This is a genomic window from Salinarchaeum laminariae, from assembly GCF_023204835.1.
GTDB lineage: Archaea > Halobacteriota > Halobacteria > Halobacteriales > Salinarchaeaceae > Salinarchaeum > Salinarchaeum laminariae.
In genome coordinates, this window is sequence record NZ_CP096270.1 from 3,059,040 (window position 1) to 3,082,489 (window position 23,450).

The following is a 23,450-nucleotide window of genomic DNA, read 5'->3' on the forward strand; positions in this document are numbered from 1 at the left end:
GAGCAGAGAAGAAAGCTGGAAAATGTGCTCACTCCCGAACGATGCACAGGGTTAGAGACAAGATGGAAGGTACGGCCACGAACCGACTGCGACCGAGAGTCGCGACTACTCCGTCCGAGGCGGAAACACGATTCCGCCATCGTCACGGACCGCTTCCAGTAGGTCGGCAATCGAATCCTCCGTCGAGAGTCCCTGGTCCATCACGAACTGCTCGAGCGCTTTCACCGGGAACTGAACGGGAACGCTCGCATCCGAGAGCAAAATTCCGATGACGGCACCCGGTGGCAGATCACCGTCGACGGTCCTGGCGTACCACAACAGGAGATTGTTGAACGTCATCGTAACGTCGTCTGAGTGGATGGTGTGGTGGTCGATCGCCGAACCGGCCTTCAGAGAGAGGTGGTAGCCATAGGCCGACGGTGATTCGCTCAGCTGCTGCTCGTGCCAGTCCTGAATCGACGTCCGATCGAGCCGTGGCGATTCGGCCTCGACAGTCGCCGGTTCCTCGGCCGCGGGCTCGGCGCTCGTCGCTGCCACTGACTGCTCGCGCGCCGAGGACTCGACGTCCGCACCGTCGACGGAGAGCTCCGTGGGAACGTCCGGATCGGTGCCGTCGGGCGAGACGACGAATCGACCCTCTTCGAGCTGTTCGACGCCGTCCTTGTTGGCGAGTTCGAGCTCCTGCGGCGAGAGGACCTTCCCTTCCTCGTCCGTCGGATCCGGTTCGGGATCCATTGAACTGTACTAGCAGGCCAGATTACATAACTTCATGGGCCACCGATCCATCGCGTACCCTCCGCCACCTAGAGTGGATGGTCAAGCTTGCCCGTTCAGCCCCTTATCGACCGAAAAACAGCCGTAGAAGTACAGTACTGGATGGAGAAGTATCTGGCGTCAAGCGAGAAAAATCGAAAATGAAGGTCGTTCGAACCGTTATAGTTCGACGGTCTGGCCAGGTTCTGCAGTGGCCAGTGAGTCCGGTGCGCGAAGGCTGACTACTGTCTGGGACCCTTGTGGCGTCGTAATCGTCAGTTCAGCTTCCTCGGACGGTTCAAGCAGCTTCGTGGTGTTGTGGTCGGACAGATTAATGTTGATCATGTAGAAGTCTCCGGATTGACTCATCACGTTGTCAGAGGAGTCTTGCACGGATACAGGAGTGGTGGTAAAGTTGCCCACGTCACCCTCATTGTCCGATTCTTGGTGGTTGAAGTTCGTGCTGTTCTGGTTCGTATACTGAATCGTCAGATCCTCTAAATTAATCGCCTCGGCACCGGCTGCCGGCTGCACCCCAACTTCGATGTGGGTGATGTTATCTCCAGTAGGAACGCTGTTTACGATGCCGTTCTGTGTCTGGACCTGGATGTTGTTGGCGACCTGTGCAGTCGACTCTTCGCCGGTGTTCTGTGCTTGGTCTTGCAGGAAGCCTGCAGTGTTGATCAGGACGCCCGCGGCAATCGCGGCGACCAGTACCATCGCAATGAACACGATGAGGGTACCGATCCCCACCTGACCGCGGTCGTCTTCGTCTGGAATCAGATTCATTGGTTGAGCAGCCCTGCTGCGAGGGCGTACTACCAACTGGGTAGAGAGTGGGTGATAAATGCAGTGGCAGTATTTTTTCTCGTGATAACTCTGCAGCAGCCAGCCGTGATTAGTATGTTAAGCCTGTTGGCCATTCGACCAATATACGTCAACTGGTGTCGGATATTCGGTTAGCTGGAACCCAGAGAGGAGAGAATCAGACAGAAGTAGACCCCTACGGGAACTGAGTGGATCGGAATATCATGCCGGAAAACGAGCCAAGCGGCGTTATCAATCTGTGAAAACACCTGTTTGAGCTACTCCGCAACCAGACTGAAAACGATGAACACGAACCCAAGCGTGGTCACGAAGTAGTTGACAGTCAACAGCGACTGCGGATTCTGGAAGTCGTTCATGAACGCGCTAATCGTGGTCGCCACGGCCGCACCGACGATGAGGGTGAAGCCGACCGACAGGTGGACCATGTGACGGTGCTGGGTCTGGGCGTACGCGCGGACCGCCATGCCGACCATGGTGAGGCCCGCGGCTGCCAGGGTTCCGCTGAACGCCAGATAGAGGAGTTCGATGAGCTTCATTTGTGACACCCGCGTCTGCGGACTATCTCCCGATGATCCGAACAGACTCATAAATCCACGCCGGGAATTCTCTGCTGTGATAGCTGCCGAGAACCGAGACCGCGTCAGCCGCGGAGATCACTCCAGACGTCGTTGAGCGCGTTTTTCGCCTCTGTACGCTCGGTGGTGTCGACGTCGAGATCGTCGGTCCCCAGCTCGACTACGATCTCGTCCACGCTCCGTCGGTAGACCTTCCGCTGGCGCCCTTCGTCGGAGAACTCCTTGCCCTCTTGCTCTAGCAGCCCCAGCTCCTGGAGCTGCTCGACCCGGCGATAGCTCGTCGCGATCGGGATGTCGAGTTCCTCGCTGAGCTCCTGCGCCGACTTCGGCTCGTATGTCGTCTGGAGGATCTCGGGATTGTACTTGTTCCCGAGCGTGCTCAACAGTGCCACCGGATCCATGTCCGTGTAGTAGCCGGAAACGCCTCAAATAAGTTATTGCCGGTTTCCAGGCGCTTTGTCCGGCGTTTTCACTGAAAATAACAGAATTCTCACCTGCGCGAACCACATAGCGAGCCCCTCAGTCGCCCGGGTTTCGCCGTGAGAGCGACGGTTCGGGCCTCACTCGTCGACAGCCACATCGCTGTCCACAGGTTCTGCAAGTGCGTCAGTCAGTCCCCACTCGGCCGCTCGCTGTCGTGCTTCAGTTCTGGCCTCCCGCCGGATCGCGTCGACGCGATCGTCGTCCGTGAGGAACGCCTCCAGGGCGTCGGCGTCTGTCCGCTCGCCAGTGCCCCGCTCAGCAGCGGCGGAGCGAGTCCGGTTCGCGAGGTCGGCGTCGCGGACCAGTCTGTCAGCAGGCAGCCCGGGAGGTATCCGGTTCGAAGGGTCATCCGCAAACTGAACGGGGCGGTCGCGTTCATACAGCTCGACCCGGCACGGACCGGGAACCGACAGCTCTGCGAGCGTCTCGCGGCCCACGCGCCCCGTGCCGGTGTGGCGAGCAGCCACTGGAACGCCGGCCTCCAGCGCCAGTACGCCGACGCCCTCTGCGTCTAGCAACAGGGCGTCCTGTGGTTCAACGGTCGCATAGCCGGTGATCGCCTCTTCGAGTGCGAGATCGAGTACGTCGCCGAGATCGGCGACGACCCGGGAGTGCACCAGCCGGCCGCCGTGTACCGTCATGGTGGATCGGGGACTACCGCGCTGGCGAACCGATCCGCGACCACGTCCGCGTCCCCTGCGTCGACGTCGAGCGTTCGAGCCGCGTCGCGATAGGCAGCGGCCGCGGGGGAGTCGGGCGCGTGCGCGAGGAGTGGTTTACCTGCTTCCCGTGCTGCTCGAACGGCCCCAGACTCCGGGACGACCCCAAGGACCGGGCCGTCGAAGTAGCGGTCGCTCGACTCCGCGACGCGCTCGACCGCACTCTCGTCGGTGACGCGGTTGAACAGGACGCCAGCACCCTCGGTGCCGTAGGAACGGGCGTACTCCCTGACCTTGAGCCCGTCACTGAGGGCTGGCACGGTCGGCTGGAGCACCGTGATCGTCCGATCCGCGAGCACGATCGGAAGGACTGCGCTCTTGGATCCGAGTGCTGCGGGCGAATCGAGCAACAGGACGTCGGTGGTGGCTGCAAGCTCCGCGACGACGTGTCGGAGCCGTTCGGGATGGGCGTCGCGAAAGCCAGCGAGGCTGGTCCCACAGGGCACCACGGACATTCCGTGGCGCTCGTAGACTGCGTCCCCGACGGGGAGCGCCGGATCCTCGACCAAGAGATCGTGGAGCGTCGTGTCGACGTCCGCGAGCCCGGCGTGAAAGAGGAGATTCGCCATTCCGGTGTCGGCGTCGACGACGGTGACGTCGTGCTCTTCTGCCAGCGCCATCCCGAGGGCCAGTGCGGAGGTCGTCTTTCCGGTGCCCCCTTTCCCGCTCGCGACGGCGAAGGCTTCGACCATTGGCCCGTACTACGGAATCTTTCGTCCTAAAACGTTCGGATCGAACCAGACCTCACGCAGCCGTACGCCCTCCCGAGTACTGTACTCGTCATGTAGCGATCATCAGCCCGGGCTTCTCAGTACGACGCGCCACAGTCCGACGCCCGTACGTTCGGTACCGTTCACTCCTCTATCGGATCGAACGCGTTCTCCGCGGCTGGGAAGTCGCCAGATTCGACGTCGGCGACGTACTGCTCGACCGCACCGCGAACCTCCGAATCGAGGTCGGCGTACTGCCGCGACAGCTTGTAGGACTCGCCACCGAGGCCGAGCACGTCGTTGATCACGAGCACCTGTCCGTCGACGTAGCGGCCGGCGCCGATGCCGATCGTCGGGACGTCGACAGCCTCGGTGACGGCCTTCGCGGCGGCCTCGCTGACGGTTTCGAGGACGATCGAAAAGGCGCCAGCAGCTTCGAGTTCCTCTGCCGTGTCGACGAGTGCCTCCGTCCCGGCGGAGACGTCGCGGTCCTTCCCCTGAACGAACGCGCCGCCGATTGCGTTCGTCCGCTGAGGCGTGTAGCCGATGTGACCCTGGACGGGGATGCCGAGTTCGGTGCAGCGATCGACGATTTCGATCGTCGTCTCGCCGTACGGTGCGGTCTCGAGTTTCACCGCGTCGGCGCCGGCCTCCTTCATGAACCGGCCGGCGTTCTCCACGGACTCGGCGATCGAGGTGCCATAGGAGAGGAACGGGAGGTCGCCGATCACCATCGCGTCCTCGACCGTTCGGCTCACTGCGGCGGTGTTCGAGAGCGCTTCTTCGAGCGTGACGGGAAGGGTGTCGTCGTACCCCATGTGGTTGTCGCCGGCGCTGTCACCGACGAGGATCACGTCGACGCCACCGGCGTCGACCTGCCGTGCGATCGGCGCGTCGTAGGCCGTCAACATTGTGATGGGCTCCCCGGACTCGTAGCGGTCCTGCAGATCCCGAATCGTCGTTCGCGACACAGTTGGAGGAGCGGTTTCCGGTGTGATAAATCTCGCGTCCAGTCCGAAACCAGCGGTCGCCCCCAACAGTACGGCTCGGCGAGCCGACCGTCGGTTCGTTCCCGAGACGACTTTAGGGACGGCTACCAACGGGCAGCCATGAATCACGAGCGGTCCCGCGAGCTCTACGATCGGGCACTGTCGGTCCTCCCGGGGGGCGTCAACTCCGCCGTCCGCGGCGCCACCGAACCGTACCCCTTCTTCGCGGAGTCGGGAGACGGCGGTCACGTCGTCGACGCAGACGGCAACCGATACGTCGACTGGCTGATGGGGCTCGGTCCGCTGCTCTACGGCCACGATACGCCGGAGCCGGTCAGCGCCGCGATCCAGTCCCACGCGAGCCAGGGGCCGCTGTTCGGCATGCCCACAGAGATCGAGGTCGAGCACGCGGAGTTCGTCGCGCGGCACGTCCCGAGCGTGGAGATGCTCCGGTTCGTAAACTCCGGGACTGAGGCGACCGTCTCCGCGCTGCGGCTCGCCCGCGGCCACACCGGCCGGGACAAGGTCGTCGTCATGCAGGGCGGCTACCACGGTGCACAGGAGTCCACGCTGGTCGAAGGCGAGGGCGACCACGTTCGTCCCTCCAGCCCGGGAATCCCCGCGAGCTTCGCCCAGCACACGATCCCGGTGCCGTTCAACGACCACGACGCGATTACTGACGTGTTCGAAGCGCGCGGCGACGAGATCGCTGCGGTCCTGATCGAGCCGATCCTCGCCAACCAGGGCATCGTCACGCCGGTCGAGGACTACCACGAGACCGTTCGGGACCTCACGGAGGATCACGGCGCCCTGCTGATCTGGGACGAGGTCATCACCGGCTTCCGCGTCGGCGGGCTCCAGTGCGCGCAGGGCAAGTACGACATCGAACCGGATCTCACCACATTCGGAAAGCTCATCGGCGGCGGCTTCCCCGTCGGCGCAATTGGCGGCCCCGCGGGCATCGTCGAGGGGTTCACGCCCAGCGGCGACGTCTTCCAGGCCGGCACCTTCTCGGGCCACCCCGTGACGATGGCTGCAGGGCTCGAGTCGCTGAAATACGCCGCCGAGAACGACGTCCACGAACACGTCAGCGGGCTCGGCGAGCAGCTCCGGGAGGGACTCCGAGAGATCGTCGCCGAGCGGGCGCCGAGCTACCAGGTCGCCGGCGTCGACGGCATCTTCAAGGTCCACTTCACGCGCGAGGGCGCTGGCGAGGTCAAGAACGCAGCAGACGTGAAAGACGGCGAGACCGACCGGTGGCGGAGTATCTTCCGCCCGGCGATGGCCGAGGAGGGTATCCTGTTGAGCCAGAACCAGTTCGAATCCCAGTTCGTCACGTACGCGCACACGGAGGAAGACGTCGAGGAGACGCTGGCGGCGTACGAGGCGACGCTCTGAGGGCCGATCGACGCTCCGGAGTTCCCGGCGACGCGCCCGATCCATCCCGGATGGGTCCACGTCGCACGATCCTGCGGAACCATTAGGAGCCTCGCGGCCCTTCCTCCGGTACAAATGATGCTGCCGACGCACGTTCTGGCCGGGCTCGCGATCGCACTGCCAGTGGCGGCGATCGCGCCAGATCTGGCACCGGCAGCGTTCGCTGGCGCCGCCGCAGGTAGCGTCGTTCCCGACCTCGACATCTACGCCGGCCACCGGCGGACGCTACACTACCCAGTCTACTATCCGCTCGCAGCCACGATCGCAGCGGCGGTGACACTCGCAGTCCCGACGCCCGTCACGGTCGGGATTACGTTCCTCCTCGCTGCGGCCGCCCTGCACTGCCGGATGGACGAGCTGGGTGGCAGTCTCGAACTCCGTCCCTGGGCCGAAACGTCCGATCGCGGCGTCTACGACCACCACAACGGGGAGTGGCGGACGCCGCGGCGGCTGATTTGCTACGACGGCTCACCGGGCGACCTCGCCGCGACAGGAGTGCTCGCGATTCCCCTGCTCGTGCTGACCGAGACCCCAGTTCGCTGGCTGGTGATCGCCGCCCTCGTCGTCGGGATCACCTACGCAGCGTTGCGAAAGTGGCTCGCGGACGTCGTCGAGAAAGTCGTCGAACTCGTTCCGAGCGTACTCGCGACGTATCTCCCCGGCCGCTATCGAGGGAGCTAGACCGAGCACGGCGGCAACGCAGTTCCGTGAACCGATCAGACAGTTCTTGCTGGCAGGAGCACCGAACAGCAGTCGATACTCAGCCAGTCACGCGATCGAGCGTGCCCGCGGCAACGCCCTCTAGCAGCCGGTGACTCTCTGAAAGAACCACGACGCTCGCGAGGATGATCGCGCCCTCGACGACGCCAGAGAGGAGACCGAGCGAGACGATGAGCGTCGTCGCGCAGGCGGGCGGGTGGGTCGCGTCGGTCGCCAGCATCCCCCACGTCGTGAGCGTCACCGAGACGACGCCAGCGACGGCGAGCCGGATCGCGTCCATCGAACCGGGCGAAAGACCACCGGTCACGGCGATCCCCTGGGCAATAGCATAGTACGCGGCCAGCCCGGCAAGGACGCCGATGGCGTGGCCGCCGATCACGCGCCGACGCTCGACGCGGGGGCCGCGGTGCTCGATGGCAAGCACGTAGGCGGTCGGCCCGAGACTCGGGAAGATCGCCGGTTGTCCCGTAGCGACGGCGAGGATGCCGACGACGCCGAAGAGGAGGCCCGCGTGGAGCCCCGCGACGACGGTCGGTCCACGGGGCGTCGAGAGAAACATCTGGAAAATGAGATCGGTGAAAGAACGTGCGGTGAGGGGACCACTCGGCACCGCGCGAGTGGGGTCGGAACGGCGTTACTCCTCGTCGTCGCCGTCGGCGTCTTCGTCGCCGAATGCCGCAGCCACGTCCACGCCGCCTGCGTCGACGACCTTCGCGTTGATCTGGGCGACGGCGTCGCTGATCTCGCGGCCGCGAACGGTGACGCGTTTGCGCTCGCCATCGTGGTCGGGCTCGAAGCCGACGCCACCGGTGAGAAGGACCTCCTTGAGATCCGGGCCGTCGACGTCCGCGCGGAGCGGCCGACCCGCGTCGTCGGAGCCGCCGGTCAGTTCGATCGTAGCGCCGTCGAGGCCGACTGCGTCTCCGTCGACCTCGTCGCCGAGGGATCGCGAGGCGAATCGGTTCGCGTCCTGTCCGTCGACTTCCCGCTGGAAGGTCCGACCCGAGTCCGGATCGGCAACGACGACCTGAAATGGTGCCATGGCAGTGAAAAATCGGGGACGCCCCAAAAGTACGTCGGAACGGCGTCGTGGCCTGCTCGGGGCTTTGGAGGCGGTACTCAGTGGGCCACGCTGTCACACAGCGATCGCGACGCTCTCCCTCGCGATCACTTTCACTCCGGTTGCCGAGCACTCTTGCCTGAAGACGACGAAACGTGATATATGGCCGCACGTACAGACCCAAGGACTGATAGAGACGGGGAGGAGTCAGCGGGCCGGCCCTGCCCAGCCTGTGGCGAGTCGATGTACCGGCGTCACTGCAAGTACGTCTGCCCGAAGCACGGCGTGGTCTACGACTGCGCGGATACGTTCTACTGAGCAGCGTCGCTGACTGCTCAGGTCGCTCACTATCTGCGGTTAAGACACTTCGCCAACGCCAACATCGTCCGTCCGCAGGTTATCTGCTCTCACCGCCACCGCTTCCCGCACCGACGGGCAGGCCAATCCGCTCGCCGTACCGGCGGTAGGCCGGACCGACGAGCACCGCGATGGCGGCGATCGTCGTGAGCGCGATCAGCCTGAAACCGCCAGCAGTCGCACCTTCCGTAGAGAGCGTCGCGAGCGACGCTCCAACGGCGACCGCTGCGATCGTCCACGGAATCTCGCCGAGGATCACACCCAGCGCGAACGATCGGAAGCGGACGTCCGCGAGTGCGGCGCCGACGGTCACGGCGTCGGCTGGGATCGGTGCCAGTCGAGCGGCCGTCACGCCCCGAACTGGACCAGCGGTGGCGAGATACTGCTCGCCGATGGCGCTCACGCGATCGGCGCCGGGAGCGTCGGTCCCCAGCCATCGCGTGACGTAGAAGGGGAGAATCGAGGTCGCGACGGCGCCCGCGAGTGCGATCGGGAATCCGAGAACGACGCCGTAGCCATAGCCCACGACGACGGCGACGAGCGTCGGTGGCCAGAGCAGGGCCGGGCGAACGGCGTACAGGACGGCGATCACGCCAGCGAAAAGCAACGGATCCGAAGCTGCCCGCTCCGCGGCGTCGAGCAAGGGCTCCGGGGAGTGAAGCAGGGCTGCCAGCGAGACGCCGGCCACCACAAGCGCGAGCGTTACCGTCCGCAGGCCGCGGTGCACGTCCCCGAGGCGGAGGGCCATCGAAGTGAACGTTTCCCATCGGTGCGAGGGAGCAGCCAGGGATCGGATCGCTTAATGACGGATCAGCCCGCAGGTCGACGCAAGGAATTAGCAGGTGGGCGTCGAGAGCCAGACCGTGGACGGAGATCCGGTCGAGCTCGGCGTCGCCCTGCTGGAGCACCTCGAACACGAGGAGCTCAGCGTCGCCGACGCCATGGATCGAATCGAGATGATCACGGTCGATCCCGCGATGCAGCGCCAGATCCTTCGGGAGGCCGAGGCCCGTGGCGCGATCGAACGAGACGAAGCAGTTGTCCGCCCCGCCGGTGACGCGTTCGTCCGCTTCGATTCCCAGGTGGTCGTCCGAGAGGGAGAGTTCGACTGCCGGCGCTGTGGCACGACGATCTCGGAAGGCCACTTCATCCAGGTCGACGGTGGGGAGATCGGCGCCTTCGGCTCCTCGTGCATCAGGAAAGTCACTGGGCGCGAGTGAGCCGCTGGACGCAAGTGAATCACTGGACGCGAGTGAATGAGTTGGTGAGAACGCAGCGGCGGATCGTGTCAGCTATCGACCGCGCCGAAGCTCCTCGACGAGCTTCTGGATGGTCTTGTGCTGGCGCGTCAGGAGTTTGTTCTGCTTCTGGACCGCGACGCGAAGCTCCTCGACCTCCTCGGCGAGTTCGTCGGTTCGGTCCGAAGCCGCCTCGGTGTCTACTGCCTTCGCATCCCCGGCAGCCGGCCCGTCCGGCGGGTCCGCAGCGGGCGAGGTCGGGTCGGGGTCGTCGGATCGCTGCTGCGTTGATGGGTCCGACCCGCTCGCAGTTCGGTTCGCCCGCCCGTCGTTGGACTCGTTCGTCGCGCTGGGCTGTGCCTGGTCTGTCGCACCGGACTCCTGCGTGACCTCGTCCGAGGCTGCCGCTGCGTCGTTCGACGATCGGCTCTGCGGAGCGGCGCCGCCAGCGCTGGACTGCTGGCTGCTCGCACCCGCATCGGCAGCACCGACCGAGTCCTCGGTGGGCACGGCGTCCGTACCGGTTCGATCGGTCGTATCGTTCGTATTCGTCCCAGGCCCATCGAGGTCCGCCGGATCTGGATTTCTGCCGTCCTGCGTCGTGTCGCCGGCGCTGAGGGGGTCGACGCCTTCACCGAAGTCCATCCCGCCGCCCGACCCATCGTCGGACTCCTCGGAAACGTCGTCGGAGGCGGTATCCCCGGGCTCGGCTGGTGCGAGCGCGTCGTTCAGGTCCGCGTCGGCGGCCAGACCGTGGTACCGGCGAATCGCCCCTTCGAGTTCTTCCCTGACCTCGCGGGAGCGGTCGCTGGGCGTCTTGATCCGCTCGGCGCGGCCGTCGATCTCGATGACGAGCTGGGTCGCGACGCTCCCCTTCTCGGCGTAGACTCCCGTGACGTCGGCGAAGGGGTACTCCTCGAAGTCGAGGTCCCAGACCGTCTCGCCGACGTGTTTGACGAGACGGTTGTCCGCAATCACGAGCGTCAGCTCCGAGAAGAGGTACGAGTCGACGACGGACTCGCCGTCCTCGAGCACGTCGTTCATCCCGAGGATTCCCGCGAGAATCGAGGGAATCGCCTCGTCGGCGGCACCGGAGGGTAGCGTGAACTCCTCGACGCCGTCGATGGGGTGGTCGAGCGTGATGCGCGTTTTGCGTCGACCATGCGAGAGTGAGAGCGACTCCGCCTCGTGGCTGTAGGACTCGACGGATTCGTCGCTGAGCAGTCCCTCGCTACGGTAGATTAGCGTTCGCGTCGGCGTGACGAACAGCGCGTCGTCCCCGCCGAGATCGACGCTGGCGGCGACTTCCTCGCCGTCGAGCGCCTCCTCGACGATGCCAGGAACGTCCATACGAGGGTCTCACAGCCCGGTGGCTTAAAACCCCGAGGCGACAGCGCGGCGGGAAGCGCCGAGGGCGTCGCGGGTGGCACGTACGGGTGCCCGAAGATGAGAGGGCTTAAGAGCACCAGCGATGAAATCTCGACCGAGCCCGGGTGGCTTAGCTGGACATAGCGCCGCACTCATAGGGTTCCGAGCTTCGGTGCGGAGTTCGCATGTCCGATACGGGGACTGCCGAGCCTCGAACCTGGGACATGCGGAGATCGAGGGTTCGAAGCCCTCCCCGGGCACTGTCTTTCCGCGAGGAACGAACGTTCGTGAGTGACGACGCCGGAAGCAGTGCCCGGGTCCGCGAGAACCCGTTGGTCCTGCGCGATGGAGCGACCGACGGGAGCGACTGAGTGCAGGGCCAGGAAGTCGAGTAGAGCGAGCGGTAGCGCCGCGATCGAACGATGTTTTTCCGTGGTTCGACAGCCCTCCCCGGCATTTCTGACGCGACCCGCGAACGATAGTGAGCGGTGTCACCGTTACTCGTGTCCGGGGAGGGCCTCCGGCCCGTAGGCTCTACGCGAACGAGGAACCCCCTGTCCCAGGTAACGTCGTCCACTTGCCGCTCGAGGCGATCGGACTCGTCGGCGTCCTCGTGGGCATTGGGCTCGCCGCCTTCAAACGGTAACCGACGTGCCAGCATCGCCGGTCGAACGACAGCATTTCTGCACCGCGGGGACACAGCGAGCCGTGCCGCAGGCCCAAGAACCTTGCATCGGACGCTCGCAGGTAGTAGTATGCCGGAGACTCACAGCGCGTGGTACTTCGCGGAGCGACCGCAGGGCGAACCGGATCTCGATTGTTTCGATCTACGGGAAGAAGAGCGACCGTCCCCGAATCCGGGGGAGCTTCTCGTCGAAGTTCAGTACCTGTCCGTCGACCCATACATGCGGGGCCGGATGGACGATCGGGAGTCCTACGCCGAGCCGTGGGACGTCGGCGACGTTCTCAAGGGAGCGGTCGTCGGCGAAGTCGTCGAAAGTCACCACCATTCCTACGAGGAAGGCGATTTCGTCACTGGCGAGGGCGCCTGGGCCGAGTACAGCGTGCTCGACGGCGACGACGTGGGGCCAGTCGATCCCTCGATCGCGGATCCGGAGGCGTATCTCGGCGTGCTGGGAATGCCCGGCCGCACCGCCTACTTCGGGCTGCTGGAGGAAGGCGAACCAAAGCCCGGCGACACCGTCGTCGTGTCTGGCGCTGCGGGCGCCGTCGGCTCCGTCGTCGGCCAGATCGCCAGCATGAACGGCTGTCACGTCGTCGGCTTCGCCGGCTCCGAGGAGAAGACCGACTGGCTCACCGACGACCTCGGATTCGACGCCGCGATCAACTACAAGACGACCGAGGACTACCGCGCGGCGCTCGACGACGCAGCACCCGGTGGCGTCGACGTCTACTTCGACAACGTCGGCGGCCCGATTACGGACGCCGTGTTCACGAAGCTCAACCTCGACGCCCGCGTCGCGGTCTGCGGGCAGATCGCCCACTACAACGCTGAGTCGGTGCCGATGGGGCCGCGCAAGCTCCCCATGCTCATCGCACCGCGCGCGACGGTGCAGGGGCTACTCGTCGGCGACTACGCCACGCGCTTCGGCGAGGCCAGCAAACAGCTCGCTCAGTGGGTTGGAGCGGGCGAACTCGAACACCGCGAGACCATCGTGGAAGGGCTCGACCGCGCACCGGAGGCCTTCCTCGGTCTCTTCTCCGGCGACAACATCGGCAAGCAGGTCGTGCAGGTGTCCGAGCCGTCGGCGTAAGGCGCATCGTTCCGCATCGTATCCGTCCGCAGGTGGGTCATCCCCACGTCCAGCGCGCGTCGAAGACGTACCGATAGACGCCGCTCACTGCGATCCCCGCTGCGTTCGCCAGGAGATACGGCACACCCTGGAACGCCACGAGCGCGTAAAGCACCCCAATCTGGATCGGAATGGCAGTGGCGCGGACGACGTTGGTCCGGCCGAGCCCGACGAAAAACGCCCGCGTTCCCTCGTTGCGATCGGCACGGAACGTCCAGCGGTTGTTGAGCACGTACTGAAAGACGATCGTGCACTCGATGGCGACCACTGCGCCGACGAGATAGTGGAGACCGGCACTGTCGACGAGCAGCCAGAGGAGTAGTAGCTGGAGCCCGGCCGCGATCGTGCCGACGACGACGAACTTGCGGAGCTGTGGCGCGATCGGACCGCTCACCAGCTCCCGCAGGAATGACCGTATCATCTACTAAATTAGAGAGTCAACCACCGACGCAGAGCTACTGGTAGCCGAGGGCCGTGAGACGTGCTTCAACGTCTTCGTCGACGTCCTCCTCCCCGGGAGTATCTGACGAATCACCGTCGCCGAGAGTCGCGACGTGGGTCTCGACGACCGAGTGGAGCGACTCGATCACGTCGCGCTGGTCCGGCGTGGGATCGTCCGAGAGGTTCGTCTGCTGGGCCGGGTCGCCGGTGCGGTCGTACAGCTCCGCGTCGCCCGTATCGACGTTCTCGATGTACGTCCAGGGGCCCTCTCGAACGCTGACGAGAAGATCACCGTCGTCGAGCGTCCGTGGGATCGGTTGTTTGGTGACCGAATCGGCCTGGACGGTAACCGACACGACCGGCTCGGGCGAGGGGCGCTCGCCCTCGGTAATCGTGCGGGCGAGGGATGTCCCCTGCCAGCCAGGGTGGCCGTCGACGCCGACCAGCTCCGCTGCCGTCGGTGGGATGGAGTCGAGTCCGACGTGCTCCTCGATTCGCTGGGACTCCGCCCCAGGCACGTCCACGATGTACGGAACGTGAATCAGCTCGTCGTAGAGTTTGGGGTAGTGGGAGAGGTGGCCGTGCTCCTGGAACTCCTCGCCGTGATCGCCGGCCAGTACGATGGCGGTGTCGTCGCGGACCCCAGCAGTCTCGAGCGATTCGAGGAGGCGACCAATGCTCGCGTCGACCTGGCGAACCGTCGCCTGGTAGAGCGTCCGAAGGTCCGAGAGCGTCCGATCGCCGACCTCCCAGCCGAGGCCTGTGTACGTGTGCGCGAGCAGCTTGCGGTGGATGCCGAGCCGGTCGTCCGTGACCTCCTGCACGTAGCGTTTGGCCGGGACGTACGGCGTGTGGACGTCCATGTAGTGCACCCAGAGGAAGAACGGCTCGTCCTGGGAGGCCGTCTCGGACAGAAAGTCCGTCGCAGCGTGCTCGACGTCGAACATTCTGGCGGTGTCGAGGAACGGCCGGTCGTCGGTCTGGCGGCGAAGCAGTTGGCCGATGCGGCGGGCCGGTGCCGTCGCGACCTGGAGCCACGCCTCGACCGTCGGATGCGTGGAGAGGTACTTTCCGTAAAGATCGGAGCCGACGTTGGCGACGAAGGAGTCGTACTCGTCGAAGCCGGCGTCGTAGTCCCAGTGCGAGCTCAGAAATCCGTTGGCGGCGTTGAATCCGGCCGTCGAGAAGCCGGCGTCGGAGAGGACCTCCGCGAGCGTCGTCCCCGAGTGGACCCCGATCGAGCCGTCCTCGCTAAACACGTGTCGCGAGGCCAACATCGAGGGGAAGGAGAAGGGCGTCCAGTTGCCGTTCGCGTAGGCGCGCTCGAACACAGTGCCATTCGCCGCCAGGCCGTCCATCACCGGCGTCGATCGGTCTTCGTCGTAGGCGCCGACGGCGTCGGCTCGAAGCGAGTCGACCGTGACCAACAGCACGTTCGAGGCGGATGGTGTGTCGCTGTCCGAGTCGGATGGTGTGTTGCTCATTGTGTCGTGTGCCCGCGTGCGATGGAGGGACACCGGAAAGCGGAGGCCGATCGGTTCGTCGGAGGTGAGTGATCGTCCCACCTTAACCCATTGATCGCCTTCGGATCGAAGTAATCGGCCGTACCGCTTCGAGTAAGGGGCAGCAAGCGTATTGGTGTTGCGGCAGTCCTGTCACCAGCTCGCACGGCTGGGATCGGAGCCGCTCGCACCCGACTCGTGTCAGTCGTAGCTGTGATCTCGCGCCTACCGACCGCTCTCGTCGAGATCCCGTTCTCGAGACAGTCTGCTGCACGAATGTGATCAGGCAACGTCCATATCACCTGGCGCGAGGAGCCAGTCCGCGGAATCCGCGAGGTCGAACGATCCGTCGGCCGACTCGATCTGGGCAGTCCACGGAGGCCCATCTTCCGACCCGGCAGCGATAGAACCGTCCGCCGCATCACCGGCGATGGTGACAGATTCTCCACCCAGCGGTCTGACCGCATGATAGGTCGTCGCGGAGAGTCGTGAGAAGAGGAAGCCGTCGTCGCAAACGAAGCCATGCCGCCTGCAGACGCCGGGATAGAGGCCAGTCGGGAGTTTGAGGACGGCGGCGTCGGCGTGCGCTTCGACGAGGGCCGCGAGCATCGACTCGAACGCGTCGGCGTCGCCGGCGACGGTCGTCATCGGCTGGACGTCGAGCAACCGAACGAGATCGTGGCCGTCGATGGACTCGGTGGCGACGATGCCGGTCGCCACCACGTCGCTATCGCGATTGGCCACGTACGTTTCGACGTCCCACCGGGTATTCGCGAAGCGCCACTCGAGGAAGGCCCGGTTACGCGGGACGTGCATCTGCTCGGGGACGTTCTCGGCGTACAGCGAGCTGACCGTCCCGGCGGGAACCCCGCGGGCGCGCTCGACGGTGACTGCGTCACTCGGCGAGCCGACACGATCGAGCAGCCCCAGCCCGCGCCTGACGAGCGGCGACCCGAGGCGAGCGGCCCGCTTTGACACGGCGACAGATGTTGACGACGGCCCCATTTCGAGCGCCGCCCGTGGATCCTGAACGCGATAGCGTGCGCCAACAGTGTCGATCATTCGCCAGCCATACCGTTCGATACCCGGACGCAGCGCCTCGTTCGGGAAGTTGAACAACAGCGAAGCGTCCTCGCTGAGCCCCGCGACGAGCTGCTCTGTCATCGAGCTGAAGATCCCCATCCGGCGGTACTCCGGATGGACGATCCAGTCCACGGGCTGTCGAGCCGCGACGGTGCGGTCACCGGCGCGCAGCCGGTAGGGCATGACGGGCTCGGCGCCCACCAGCTGACCGTCGGTCTCGGCGAGAACCATCTCGACGCCGCTGGCCGCAGGATTCTCGAGAAACCGCCAGTCGAACCATGCCGGTCCTTTCTGCGTCCCCCAGACTGTCTCGTAGAGCGTGAGGAACTGCTCGACGTCGCCCGGTTCGTACCACCGAATCGTCGGATCGGACGACGAGCTGCGTACCACGGTCTCGGAGCGCTGGCGGTTCGTCGCCCCTGTGTCAGTCGGCGACGAACCGCCCGATTCCGACCCGGTCGACGTGGAGTTCGGACGACTCATTCGCTACAGCTGCGTACACGACGGGATCCCTTTGGTAGGATCTACGTACCGCCTACCGTCCCGACGGGCGTAGGCGACCCTTTTTACACCAGGACGACTGACTACGTGTCGATGGCAACCGGGGTGGACCAACAGGAGTACGTCGACACCTTCGAGCAGTTCTTCCGGGAGTACTACCGGAGCGAGATCGGGGAACTCGCCGAGGGCTACCCCAGCGAGCAGAAGTCTCTCGTCGTCGATTACGACGACCTCTACCGATTCGATCGGGAGCTCGCCGAGCAGTATCTCGAACAGCCCGAACAGCTCCAGCGCTCCGCGGAAGAGGCGCTTCGTCTCTACGACCTCCCGGTGGACGTCACGCTCGGGCAGGCCCACGTCCGTCTGCGCGGACTCCCGTCCTCGACGGACATCCGCGAGATCCGTGCGAGCGACGTCAACACCATGGTCGGGGTGCGAGGAATCGTCCGCAAGGCGACCGACGTTCGCCCGAAATGTACCGAGGCGGCGTTTCGCTGCGTCCGCTGTGAGACGCTGACGCGGGTTCCACAGGAAGGCGGTCAGTTCCAGGAGCCCCACCAGTGCCGATCGTGTGAGCGACAGGGCCCGTTCCGACTCAACGAGGACCAGTCTGAGTTCGTCGACGCCCAGCGCATTCGGGTCCAGGAATCGCCCGAGGGACTGCGCGGCGGCGAGACGCCCCAGGCGATCGACGTCAACATCGAGGACGACGTCACCGGCGACGTGACGCCGGGCGACCACGTCGTCGTGACGGGGATCCTGCGGCTCGACCAAGACGGCGAGAACGAGTCCGCGATCTTCGACGTCTACATGGAGGGCGTCTCCGTCGAGGTCGAGGAAGAGCAGTTCGAGGACATGGACATCACGGAGGAAGACCGCGCGCAGATCCTCGAACTCTCCCAGCGCGAGGACGTCTACGAGCAGATGATCGGCGCGATCGCGCCGACGATCCACGGCTACGACGAGGAGAAGCTCGCGATGACGTTGCAATTGTTCTCCGGCGTCACCAAACATCTCCCAGACGAGAGCCGGATCCGGGGCGACCTCCACATTCTCCTGATCGGTGACCCCGGGACAGGGAAGTCACAGCTCCTCCAGTACGTCCGGAACATCGCCCCGAGATCGGTGTACACATCGGGGAAGGGCTCTTCCTCGGCAGGGCTCACGGCCGCCGCCGTCCGCGACGACTTCGGCGACGGCCAGCAGTGGACCCTGGAAGCGGGCGCGCTCGTCCTCGCGGACCAGGGCGTCGCCGCGGTCGACGAGCTGGACAAGATGGCCGCCGACGACCGCTCCGCGATGCACGAGGCACTCGAACAGCAGTCTATCTCGATCTCGAAGGCCGGGATCAACGCCACGCTCAAGAGTCGGTGTTCGCTGCTCGGTGCTGCCAACCCCAAGTACGGCCGCTTCGACCAGTACGAGCCGATGGGCGAACAGATCGACCTCGAACCCGCGCTGATCTCGCGGTTCGACATCATCTTCACCGTCACCGACCAGCCAGACCCCGACGAGGACCGCGAGCTGGCCGAACACATTCTCGAAGCGAACTACGCCGGCCAGCTCAACACCCAGCGCGAGCAGATGAACGCGCCGGACGTCACGCTCGAAGAGGTCGAGTCCGCCCAGGAGACCGTCGAGCCGACGATCGATCCCGAGCTGCTCCGGAAGTACGTGGCCTACGCCCAGCAGAACTGCTACCCGCGGATGACCGACGAGGCCCGGGAGACGATCCAGCAGTTCTACGTCGACCTCCGATCGAAGGGCGCCGACGAGGACGCACCCGTGCCGGTCACCGCCCGAAAGCTGGAGGCGCTCGTCCGGCTCGCCGAGGCCAGCGCCCGCGTCCGCCTCGCCGACGAGGTCGCCCAGCAGGACGCCGAGCGCGTCATCGAGATCGTCCGCTCCTCGCTGCAGGACATCGGCGTCGATCCCGAGACCGGACAGTTCGACGCGGACGTCATCGAGACTGGCACCTCGAAGAGCCAGCGCGATCGCATCAAGAACCTCAAGGCGCTCATCGACGACCTCGCCGAGGAGTACGAGGGCGGCGTCCCCGTCGACGCCGTCTACGACCGCGCCGACGAGATCGGTATCGGCGCGGAGAAGGCCGAACGCGAGCTCGAGAAGCTCAAACAGAAGGGCGAAGTGTACGAGCCGAAGACCGACCACGTCCGCACGACCTGAATGGACCGAATCTCCACCCTTCGCAACGTCGAGGACGCCCTGAGCGAGTTCGAGCAGGGCGAGACCGATCTCGCCAGCATGGAACAGCAGGTCCAGGCCGTCCTGCGCACCTACGCGAGTGATTTCGAGGACGAGCGCACCGCCGTCTACCGCGTCGATCCACCGGACGACCGGGCAGTCGTGATCGTCGCCGACTCGCCCGGCACCGCCCGGGACCGAGCGGCCGAGCACGTCGACGCCGACTGTGCCCACGCCGACGTCGAGCGGGTCGCGAACGGCGACTGACTACTGCTGCGTCGGTTGCCACGAATCTCGGTTCGAAGCGATCGAGGTTGCACACTCGGTTGGCCGACACCGTTTAGTCTCGGGCGCGCCGCCTCACGATGTATCTCGATGTCCATTCCGGAGCTTCCAGACGGCGATCAGCCAGCCTCGGTGCTCGTTCTCGCACCCGGGTTCGGCGACGCGGGAACGGCGGGCTGTACCGGGCTGATCGCGGACAGCGATGCCGAGAACCTCCTCTACGTCAGCTGGTCGGGCGACCCTTCCGACAGGCTCGAACACGTCTACGAGCACGCCGATCCTGCGGGCCAGGCCCGTGGCGTGATCATCGGCGACGTCCGCAACCAGCCATCTGACTCTTTCGACGCCATCGAGACGGTGAACTCGCCGACGGACCTCACCGGCGTCGGGATCGCCGTGACGGAGCTGCTCTCGGGCACCGACGGCTCCACGGCGGTCTGTTTCGACTCGGTTACCGCGCTGTTGCAGTACGTCGACCTCGACACCGCCTTCGAGTTCCTCCACGTGTTCGTCGGGCGACTCCATCGCCACGGCGCAATCGGCCACTTCCACATGGATCCCGGCGCGCACGACGACCAGCTCGTCGCACAGGTCGCGTCGCTGGTCGACGGCCGGCTCACGCTCGACGACGACGGCTCCGTCGCCGCTGCTTCGTCTTCTCTGCGCAACTGGAATCGGTGAATTTTACTCAGAGGAGTTCGACGGCCACAGCGTGCTGCTCGTCGTGACGTACTCGCGAGCCGCCCGACAGACCCTCCGCAACGTCTGTAACGCACACGAGGAGAGCGTCGTCCGGCGACTCGGTCGTGCGGCCATGTTCGAGGAGTCCGCGATGGGCGCGTTTCTCGGGCTCCGCCTGCGAGAGAAACACGGCGCCGACGTACAGCTCGAACGTACTGTCCCCTTCAACGAGTTCGAGACCGTCGGGGAGGAGGTGCGAAGCGCGGCCGCGGCCTACGAGAGCCGGGAGCATCCGAGCACCCCCTACGCGAAGTTCGCTGCTGGGACCGACCACCCGTCGCCGGACGCGCTCCGGGGACGGGACCTCACCGAGGACGGGCGAGACTGACCGTGCCGATCGTCGACGGCGAGCGCGGTCGAGCGTTCGATCTCCGCGATAGCGAGTACGAGGTAGCGGCCGTCGCGGCGGCGATCCGCAGCAATTCCGACGACGATTCCGACGCTTCAGACGACTCGCCTCTGACGGTCCGCTGCCCGGAACCCGGAGAGATCCACGATCACGTCGGCATCGTCGAACCGGATCGATCATACCCCCTGCAGACTGCACTCGCCGAGGTCGCACGCGTTCGGGGACACGAATCCTCGGTCGACGAGGCGCTCGCGGACGTTCGAGAGGAGCTCGCCGCGCTCGATCTGCCATCGGTCTCTCTGGAAGCAAAGCGCCGGCAGGTCGCCGAGACGGACGACGCCGCTGGTCTGGAGGAACAGGTCGCGACGCTCCGCGGAGAGCTGGAGGCCGCGAAGGATCGGGGCGAGGACCCCGCGGCACTCGCCGATGCACGCGAGCGGGCGGTCGCTGACCTCACCGAACGCCGCACCGAGCGACTGGCTGCCGAGCAGTCGTTGGAGCGCGCCCGAACAGACGCCAGAGAGGCACGGGACCGCCGCGAAGAGCGGCTCCGGCTCCAGGATCGCGAGCGGAATCTCGAACGCGACGCGCGACGGGAGCTCGCGGGCGAACTACAGTCGTCCTTCGAACGAGCGCTGTCGGCGCTCGGTGCCTGCGGATCGGGTGCCGTCGACGGAGCCAGCGATGGCTATGGAGCCAACGACAGCGACGTGGTCAGCGACAGGTATGGAGCCAGCGACGCCAACGCTCCCGCGAGTGTCGACGGTCCGGACGCGATCGGAGCGCTGGCGGTTTGTCGGATTGCCCCGATTTCAGCGCCGGTGGTCGTCGCTGGCGAGTGGTTCGCGTCGGCTACAGCCGCCGCGGCCGCACTCGACGCGCCGGTGATTCTGGTCGAGGCGTGACTCTGATCGGGGCCGATCTGAGTGGTGGTGATTCACCGCATCTGGACGAACCGAACGCCGCCGTGATTCTCGTGGTCGAGCGTGCCGTCCTCGCGTTTCGTGTAGCGGTAGAGCGTCTGGCTGGACGACCCGATCGGAGCGACGATGCGGCCGCCGACGGCAGTCTGCTCGGCGATTGGATCGGGAAGCAACTCCGCAGCGCACGTGAGATAGGCCGCGTCGTACGGCGCGTGCTCTGACCACCCCTCGGCGCCGTCGCCGACTCGAATGCGAACGTCGTAGCCCAGTCGGTCGAAGGTCGATCGGGCACGCTCGGCGAGGTCGGCGCTGTACTCGACGCTGTATAGCGTGCCCGCGTCACCGAGGAGTTCGGCCGTCACCGCTGCGTGATAGCCACAGCCGGTTCCGATTTCGAGGACGCTGAGGCCTGCGTCGCTCTCCGTGTCGCTGTTGGGTGCATCGCCAAAATCTCCGGCATCCGCAGCATCATCACCATCGCCAGTATCGCGAGTATCCCCAGCAGCATCGGACGCGGAACCCACGTCGAGCAGTTCGGCCATGATCCCGACCATGTGCGGCGCGCTGATGGTCTGGCCATCGCCGATCGGGAGCGGTCGGTCGGCGTAGGCCTCGCTCTGTCGGTTCGCGGGAACGAACTCGTGGCGAGGGACAGCACGGAGGGCGTCGGCGACCGCCGGTTCCGTGATCCGGCCGTGCTCGAGGAGCCGGTCGACCATCGTCTCACGCCGCGTGGCGAAGTCGTCGGCCGAATCGCCGTCGAACAGTCCCATGCGTGGATCGAATCAGCGAGGAGCGAGGGCGACGCTCACCAGGCCGACCAGGCGTCGGAGGTCTCGTCGCGTGCGTACACTCGCTTGATGTCCTTCGCGACGGCGTCGTCCCCGTCGTAGGAGAGCTTCTCGAACTCGTAGCCCGAGGCGTCGTCGCGGACTGCGATCCCCTCGATACCGAAGGCCTCCTCGCCGAAGGAGTCGCTCTCGCCGACGACGAACTCGTAATCGCCGGGGACGTGGACCGTCGTGCTGTAGGTGTTCTCGCGGCCGCCGTCGCTGGGGTGAACCGTGACCTTGACCGCGACGTTGCCCACGGCGCGGGTCCAGATCGTGGCTGCATCCTCTGCAGTCGCCTCCTCGACACGGCGGTCGCCGTCGAGTTCGACGCTGGTGACGCGAACGGTGAAGATACCCTCCTCGCTCTCGAGGACGAACTCGTCACCCTCTGCGATGGATTCCTCGGGATCGACGTCGGTCCGTGCGGTGAAAGAGTCGCCGGACTGGGAGACGACGACGTCTCGCTCGACGGTCTCCTCGCTGGGAAGCGCCTCCTTGTGGACGTGGTCACACTCGGTACAGCGGACGGTGGCCTGACCGCCCGGAGAGAGCACCTCGTGGACGGTCTCCGCCTCGGGCGAACAGGCCGGACAGGCGAGCGCAACGCGCTCTACGGAATCGCTCATACCCACTCATAACGCCGGGAGCGGGAAAAGCCGTCGGACCGACGCTCAGACGACGCGCCGCGGGGCACACCTGAATGGCGCCACCGACGCGAATCCGCACACGGTGGACTTTTTGACGCCACGTCCCTCGGCCCGACCATGGAGATCCGGGGCGAACGCGAGTGCACGGACTGTGGCGCGCGGTGGTCGTACTACGAGACCGGCGCGATCGTCTGTCCGGAGTGTTCGAGCCCCGACACCGTCGCCGTCGACGAGGAGCGCGCCGTACACACCGACTCCCCCACGGAGTTCGACCTCACGCCACTCCGGAGCCAACTCGACGAACTACCCCGCGAAGAGCTCGCCGAGTCCATCGCGACGACGTGCCGTGATTACCTCCGCCAGCGCGGGTTCGTCCGCGGCGGGGAGCTGCTGGCGATCGACGACACATATCTTGCGGCACGGGAGCTCGCCGGTGTCGCGGACGTGATCCGTCGCGCTCACTCTCTGACCGACGACGAAGAGTGGTACTTCCTCGAACTACTGGGCGGTGCCGACGAGGGCGACCGACCAGCCCCCGGCGAGGTGCCAGAATCGATGTGGCCCGTCCGCGGGCTCGCCTACGGAAACGCCGTCCGTGAGTACCGCCGCGACGTTCGCCAGTGGCTCGACGCAGCCGACGATCCGCCCGGCCCGGAGTATGCCGGGGCGGTGCTCGGTACGATCGACGAGCACGTTCGGCGGGTCCGTGCGTTGCAGGGCGACGTTCCCCCGGAACAGGCCGAGGCGCTTGTCGCCGCCGCGCGCGACCTCGGTGCCTACCTCCGTGCCGAGGATCCCGACGGCCTCGCGAGCGCTCGGGCGCGACTGGACGGGCTCGACGACGCGGAGTGAGGGTCGCACGCTGTCGGGGACCGAGACCTACCCAGCG

The 23,450-nt window shown here is 65.7% G+C and carries 27 protein-coding genes and 1 tRNA gene; 12 read left to right on the plus strand and 16 right to left on the minus strand.

The genetic code is table 11. The features are described 5' to 3' along the window. Positions 1–105 precede the first annotated feature (105 nt). From MXF70_RS14585 to panB, 7 genes are all read right to left on the minus strand, one after another. Entirely contained in the window at positions 106–735 is a 630-nt protein-coding gene (locus MXF70_RS14585) for a DUF7500 family protein (RefSeq protein ID WP_248516434.1), read from the minus strand. A 198-nt stretch (positions 736–933) separates the two neighbouring features. Beyond that, positions 934–1,542 (minus strand): flagellin, encoded by a 609-nt coding sequence (locus MXF70_RS14590; RefSeq protein WP_248516435.1) that lies wholly within the window; start codon positions 1,540–1,542, stop codon positions 934–936. A 296-nt stretch (positions 1,543–1,838) separates the two neighbouring features. Next, positions 1,839–2,117: a DUF7521 family protein gene (locus tag MXF70_RS14595; protein ID WP_248516436.1), complete on the minus strand. Its 279-nt coding sequence runs from the start codon at positions 2,115–2,117 to the stop codon at positions 1,839–1,841. Between the two features lie 104 nt (positions 2,118–2,221). After that, positions 2,222–2,557 carry an ArsR/SmtB family transcription factor gene (locus MXF70_RS14600; protein ID WP_248516437.1) on the minus strand — a complete coding sequence of 112 codons (336 nt, stop codon included), beginning with the start codon at positions 2,555–2,557 and terminating at the stop codon, positions 2,222–2,224. Positions 2,558–2,716: 159 nt separating this feature from the next. Next, positions 2,717–3,280, minus strand: coding sequence for a DUF8054 family protein (locus tag MXF70_RS14605; RefSeq protein ID WP_248516438.1), 564 nt, complete (start codon positions 3,278–3,280; stop codon positions 2,717–2,719). Further along, a complete protein-coding gene (locus tag MXF70_RS14610) occupies positions 3,277–4,050 on the minus strand; it encodes a nucleotide-binding protein (protein ID WP_248516439.1) in 774 nt (257 codons plus the stop codon). Before MXF70_RS14610 ends, MXF70_RS14605 begins: the two co-directional genes overlap by 4 nt. 161 nt (positions 4,051–4,211) lie before the next feature. Next, positions 4,212–5,039, minus strand: a complete 828-nt coding sequence (gene panB / locus MXF70_RS14615; protein WP_259370368.1) for a 3-methyl-2-oxobutanoate hydroxymethyltransferase — start codon at positions 5,037–5,039, stop codon at positions 4,212–4,214. 138 nt (positions 5,040–5,177) lie between these two features. Between panB and hemL the strand changes: the two genes are divergently transcribed. Further along, the gene (hemL, locus tag MXF70_RS14620) at positions 5,178–6,455 is read left to right on the plus strand and encodes a glutamate-1-semialdehyde 2,1-aminomutase (protein ID WP_248516440.1); all 1,278 of its coding nucleotides are present in this window, start codon (positions 5,178–5,180) and stop codon (positions 6,453–6,455) included. 114 nt (positions 6,456–6,569) lie between these two features. Continuing rightward, positions 6,570–7,175: a metal-dependent hydrolase gene (locus MXF70_RS14625; protein ID WP_248516441.1), complete on the plus strand. Its 606-nt coding sequence runs from the start codon at positions 6,570–6,572 to the stop codon at positions 7,173–7,175. A gap of 79 nt (positions 7,176–7,254) precedes the next feature. Here MXF70_RS14625 and MXF70_RS14630 read toward each other — a convergent pair whose 3' ends face one another. Continuing rightward, the gene (locus MXF70_RS14630) at positions 7,255–7,773 is read right to left on the minus strand and encodes an HPP family protein (RefSeq protein WP_375140850.1); all 519 of its coding nucleotides are present in this window, start codon (positions 7,771–7,773) and stop codon (positions 7,255–7,257) included. Positions 7,774–7,848: 75 nt separating this feature from the next. After that, positions 7,849–8,256 (minus strand): 30S ribosomal protein S6e, encoded by a 408-nt coding sequence (locus MXF70_RS14635; protein ID WP_248516443.1) that lies wholly within the window; start codon positions 8,254–8,256, stop codon positions 7,849–7,851. 180 nt (positions 8,257–8,436) lie between these two features. On the opposite strand from MXF70_RS14635, the gene MXF70_RS14640 reads away from it, so the two are divergent. Beyond that, the gene (locus MXF70_RS14640) at positions 8,437–8,592 is read left to right on the plus strand and encodes an HVO_2523 family zinc finger protein (RefSeq protein WP_248516444.1); all 156 of its coding nucleotides are present in this window, start codon (positions 8,437–8,439) and stop codon (positions 8,590–8,592) included. A gap of 79 nt (positions 8,593–8,671) precedes the next feature. On the opposite strand, the gene MXF70_RS14645 is transcribed toward MXF70_RS14640, so the two are convergent. After that, the gene (locus tag MXF70_RS14645; protein ID WP_248516445.1) at positions 8,672–9,358 is read right to left on the minus strand and encodes a TVP38/TMEM64 family protein; all 687 of its coding nucleotides are present in this window, start codon (positions 9,356–9,358) and stop codon (positions 8,672–8,674) included. Between the two features lie 136 nt (positions 9,359–9,494). On the opposite strand from MXF70_RS14645, the gene MXF70_RS14650 reads away from it, so the two are divergent. After that, positions 9,495–9,851, plus strand: a complete 357-nt coding sequence (locus MXF70_RS14650) for a DUF5830 family protein (RefSeq protein ID WP_259370369.1) — start codon at positions 9,495–9,497, stop codon at positions 9,849–9,851. Positions 9,852–9,923: 72 nt separating this feature from the next. Here MXF70_RS14650 and MXF70_RS14655 read toward each other — a convergent pair whose 3' ends face one another. Continuing rightward, positions 9,924–11,219, minus strand: coding sequence for a DUF7115 domain-containing protein (locus tag MXF70_RS14655; protein WP_248516447.1), 1,296 nt, complete (start codon positions 11,217–11,219; stop codon positions 9,924–9,926). A gap of 137 nt (positions 11,220–11,356) precedes the next feature. Here MXF70_RS14655 and MXF70_RS14660 point away from each other — a divergent pair. Next, positions 11,357–11,497: transfer RNA gene (locus MXF70_RS14660), tRNA-Met, on the plus strand. Positions 11,498–11,992: 495 nt separating this feature from the next. Beyond that, complete coding sequence (locus MXF70_RS14665; protein WP_248516448.1) at positions 11,993–13,012, plus strand: NADP-dependent oxidoreductase; 1,020 nt, start codon at positions 11,993–11,995, stop codon at positions 13,010–13,012. A 37-nt stretch (positions 13,013–13,049) separates the two neighbouring features. Here the strand turns inward: MXF70_RS14665 and MXF70_RS14670 are convergent, their stop codons facing one another. The 3 genes from MXF70_RS14670 to MXF70_RS14680 form a co-directional block, all read right to left on the minus strand. Further along, positions 13,050–13,472, minus strand: a complete 423-nt coding sequence (locus MXF70_RS14670) for a GtrA family protein (protein ID WP_248516449.1) — start codon at positions 13,470–13,472, stop codon at positions 13,050–13,052. Positions 13,473–13,506: 34 nt separating this feature from the next. Beyond that, the gene (locus MXF70_RS14675; RefSeq protein ID WP_248516450.1) at positions 13,507–14,976 is read right to left on the minus strand and encodes a sulfatase family protein; all 1,470 of its coding nucleotides are present in this window, start codon (positions 14,974–14,976) and stop codon (positions 13,507–13,509) included. Positions 14,977–15,276: 300 nt separating this feature from the next. After that, entirely contained in the window at positions 15,277–16,467 is a 1,191-nt protein-coding gene (locus tag MXF70_RS14680; protein ID WP_248516451.1) for a GNAT family N-acetyltransferase, read from the minus strand. 204 nt (positions 16,468–16,671) lie between these two features. Here MXF70_RS14680 and MXF70_RS14685 point away from each other — a divergent pair, with 204 nt between their 5' ends. The 5 genes from MXF70_RS14685 (at position 16,672) to MXF70_RS14705 (ending at position 21,063) form a co-directional block, all read left to right on the plus strand. Continuing rightward, positions 16,672–18,765 carry a minichromosome maintenance protein MCM gene (locus tag MXF70_RS14685; protein WP_248516452.1) on the plus strand — a complete coding sequence of 698 codons (2,094 nt, stop codon included), beginning with the start codon at positions 16,672–16,674 and terminating at the stop codon, positions 18,763–18,765. Then, entirely contained in the window at positions 18,766–19,050 is a 285-nt protein-coding gene (locus MXF70_RS14690) for a DUF7854 family protein (RefSeq protein ID WP_248516453.1), read from the plus strand. Positions 19,051–19,158: 108 nt separating this feature from the next. Then, the gene (locus tag MXF70_RS14695) at positions 19,159–19,749 is read left to right on the plus strand and encodes a DUF7504 family protein (protein WP_248516454.1); all 591 of its coding nucleotides are present in this window, start codon (positions 19,159–19,161) and stop codon (positions 19,747–19,749) included. Between the two features lie 31 nt (positions 19,750–19,780). Further along, entirely contained in the window at positions 19,781–20,137 is a 357-nt protein-coding gene (locus MXF70_RS14700) for a DUF7855 family protein (protein WP_248516455.1), read from the plus strand. A gap of 2 nt (positions 20,138–20,139) precedes the next feature. Further along, entirely contained in the window at positions 20,140–21,063 is a 924-nt protein-coding gene (locus MXF70_RS14705; protein ID WP_248516456.1) for a DUF7856 family protein, read from the plus strand. Positions 21,064–21,095: 32 nt separating this feature from the next. On the opposite strand, the gene MXF70_RS14710 is transcribed toward MXF70_RS14705, so the two are convergent. Further along, positions 21,096–21,854 carry a protein-L-isoaspartate O-methyltransferase family protein gene (locus MXF70_RS14710; RefSeq protein ID WP_248516457.1) on the minus strand — a complete coding sequence of 253 codons (759 nt, stop codon included), beginning with the start codon at positions 21,852–21,854 and terminating at the stop codon, positions 21,096–21,098. Positions 21,855–21,889: 35 nt separating this feature from the next. Further along, entirely contained in the window at positions 21,890–22,540 is a 651-nt protein-coding gene (locus tag MXF70_RS14715) for an HVO_0476 family zinc finger protein (RefSeq protein WP_248516458.1), read from the minus strand. Between the two features lie 138 nt (positions 22,541–22,678). Here MXF70_RS14715 and MXF70_RS14720 point away from each other — a divergent pair, with 138 nt between their 5' ends. Further along, complete coding sequence (locus tag MXF70_RS14720; protein ID WP_248516459.1) at positions 22,679–23,413, plus strand: DUF7117 family protein; 735 nt, start codon at positions 22,679–22,681, stop codon at positions 23,411–23,413. Positions 23,414–23,450 lie beyond the last annotated feature (37 nt).

What these genes read in the sequence shown, in the direction of transcription:
- MXF70_RS14605 (WP_248516438.1), bottom strand. Translation starts at nt 3,280, where the DNA reads ATGACGGTACACGGCGGCCGGCTGGTGCACTCCCGGGTCGTCGCCGAT.
- MXF70_RS14720 (WP_248516459.1), top strand. Translation starts at nt 22,679, where the DNA reads ATGGAGATCCGGGGCGAACGCGAGTGCACGGACTGTGGCGCGCGGTGG.
- MXF70_RS14640 (WP_248516444.1), top strand. Translation starts at nt 8,437, where the DNA reads ATGGCCGCACGTACAGACCCAAGGACTGATAGAGACGGGGAGGAGTCA.
- MXF70_RS14690 (WP_248516453.1), top strand. Translation starts at nt 18,766, where the DNA reads ATGGACCGAATCTCCACCCTTCGCAACGTCGAGGACGCCCTGAGCGAG.
- MXF70_RS14655 (WP_248516447.1), bottom strand. Translation starts at nt 11,219, where the DNA reads ATGGACGTTCCTGGCATCGTCGAGGAGGCGCTCGACGGCGAGGAAGTC.
- MXF70_RS14610 (WP_248516439.1), bottom strand. Translation starts at nt 4,050, where the DNA reads ATGGTCGAAGCCTTCGCCGTCGCGAGCGGGAAAGGGGGCACCGGAAAG.
- MXF70_RS14635 (WP_248516443.1), bottom strand. Translation starts at nt 8,256, where the DNA reads ATGGCACCATTTCAGGTCGTCGTTGCCGATCCGGACTCGGGTCGGACC.
- MXF70_RS14715 (WP_248516458.1), bottom strand. Translation starts at nt 22,540, where the DNA reads ATGAGCGATTCCGTAGAGCGCGTTGCGCTCGCCTGTCCGGCCTGTTCG.
- MXF70_RS14685 (WP_248516452.1), top strand. Translation starts at nt 16,672, where the DNA reads ATGGCAACCGGGGTGGACCAACAGGAGTACGTCGACACCTTCGAGCAG.
- hemL (WP_248516440.1), top strand. Translation starts at nt 5,178, where the DNA reads ATGAATCACGAGCGGTCCCGCGAGCTCTACGATCGGGCACTGTCGGTC.
- MXF70_RS14585 (WP_248516434.1), bottom strand. Translation starts at nt 735, where the DNA reads ATGGATCCCGAACCGGATCCGACGGACGAGGAAGGGAAGGTCCTCTCG.
- MXF70_RS14625 (WP_248516441.1), top strand. Translation starts at nt 6,570, where the DNA reads ATGATGCTGCCGACGCACGTTCTGGCCGGGCTCGCGATCGCACTGCCA.
- MXF70_RS14590 (WP_248516435.1), bottom strand. Translation starts at nt 1,542, where the DNA reads ATGAATCTGATTCCAGACGAAGACGACCGCGGTCAGGTGGGGATCGGT.
- MXF70_RS14675 (WP_248516450.1), bottom strand. Translation starts at nt 14,976, where the DNA reads ATGAGCAACACACCATCCGACTCGGACAGCGACACACCATCCGCCTCG.
- MXF70_RS14710 (WP_248516457.1), bottom strand. Translation starts at nt 21,854, where the DNA reads ATGGGACTGTTCGACGGCGATTCGGCCGACGACTTCGCCACGCGGCGT.
- MXF70_RS14630 (WP_375140850.1), bottom strand. Translation starts at nt 7,773, where the DNA reads ATGTTTCTCTCGACGCCCCGTGGACCGACCGTCGTCGCGGGGCTCCAC.
- MXF70_RS14670 (WP_248516449.1), bottom strand. Translation starts at nt 13,472, where the DNA reads ATGATACGGTCATTCCTGCGGGAGCTGGTGAGCGGTCCGATCGCGCCA.
- MXF70_RS14595 (WP_248516436.1), bottom strand. Translation starts at nt 2,117, where the DNA reads ATGAAGCTCATCGAACTCCTCTATCTGGCGTTCAGCGGAACCCTGGCA.
- MXF70_RS14695 (WP_248516454.1), top strand. Translation starts at nt 19,159, where the DNA reads ATGTCCATTCCGGAGCTTCCAGACGGCGATCAGCCAGCCTCGGTGCTC.
- MXF70_RS14600 (WP_248516437.1), bottom strand. Translation starts at nt 2,557, where the DNA reads ATGGATCCGGTGGCACTGTTGAGCACGCTCGGGAACAAGTACAATCCC.
- MXF70_RS14665 (WP_248516448.1), top strand. Translation starts at nt 11,993, where the DNA reads ATGCCGGAGACTCACAGCGCGTGGTACTTCGCGGAGCGACCGCAGGGC.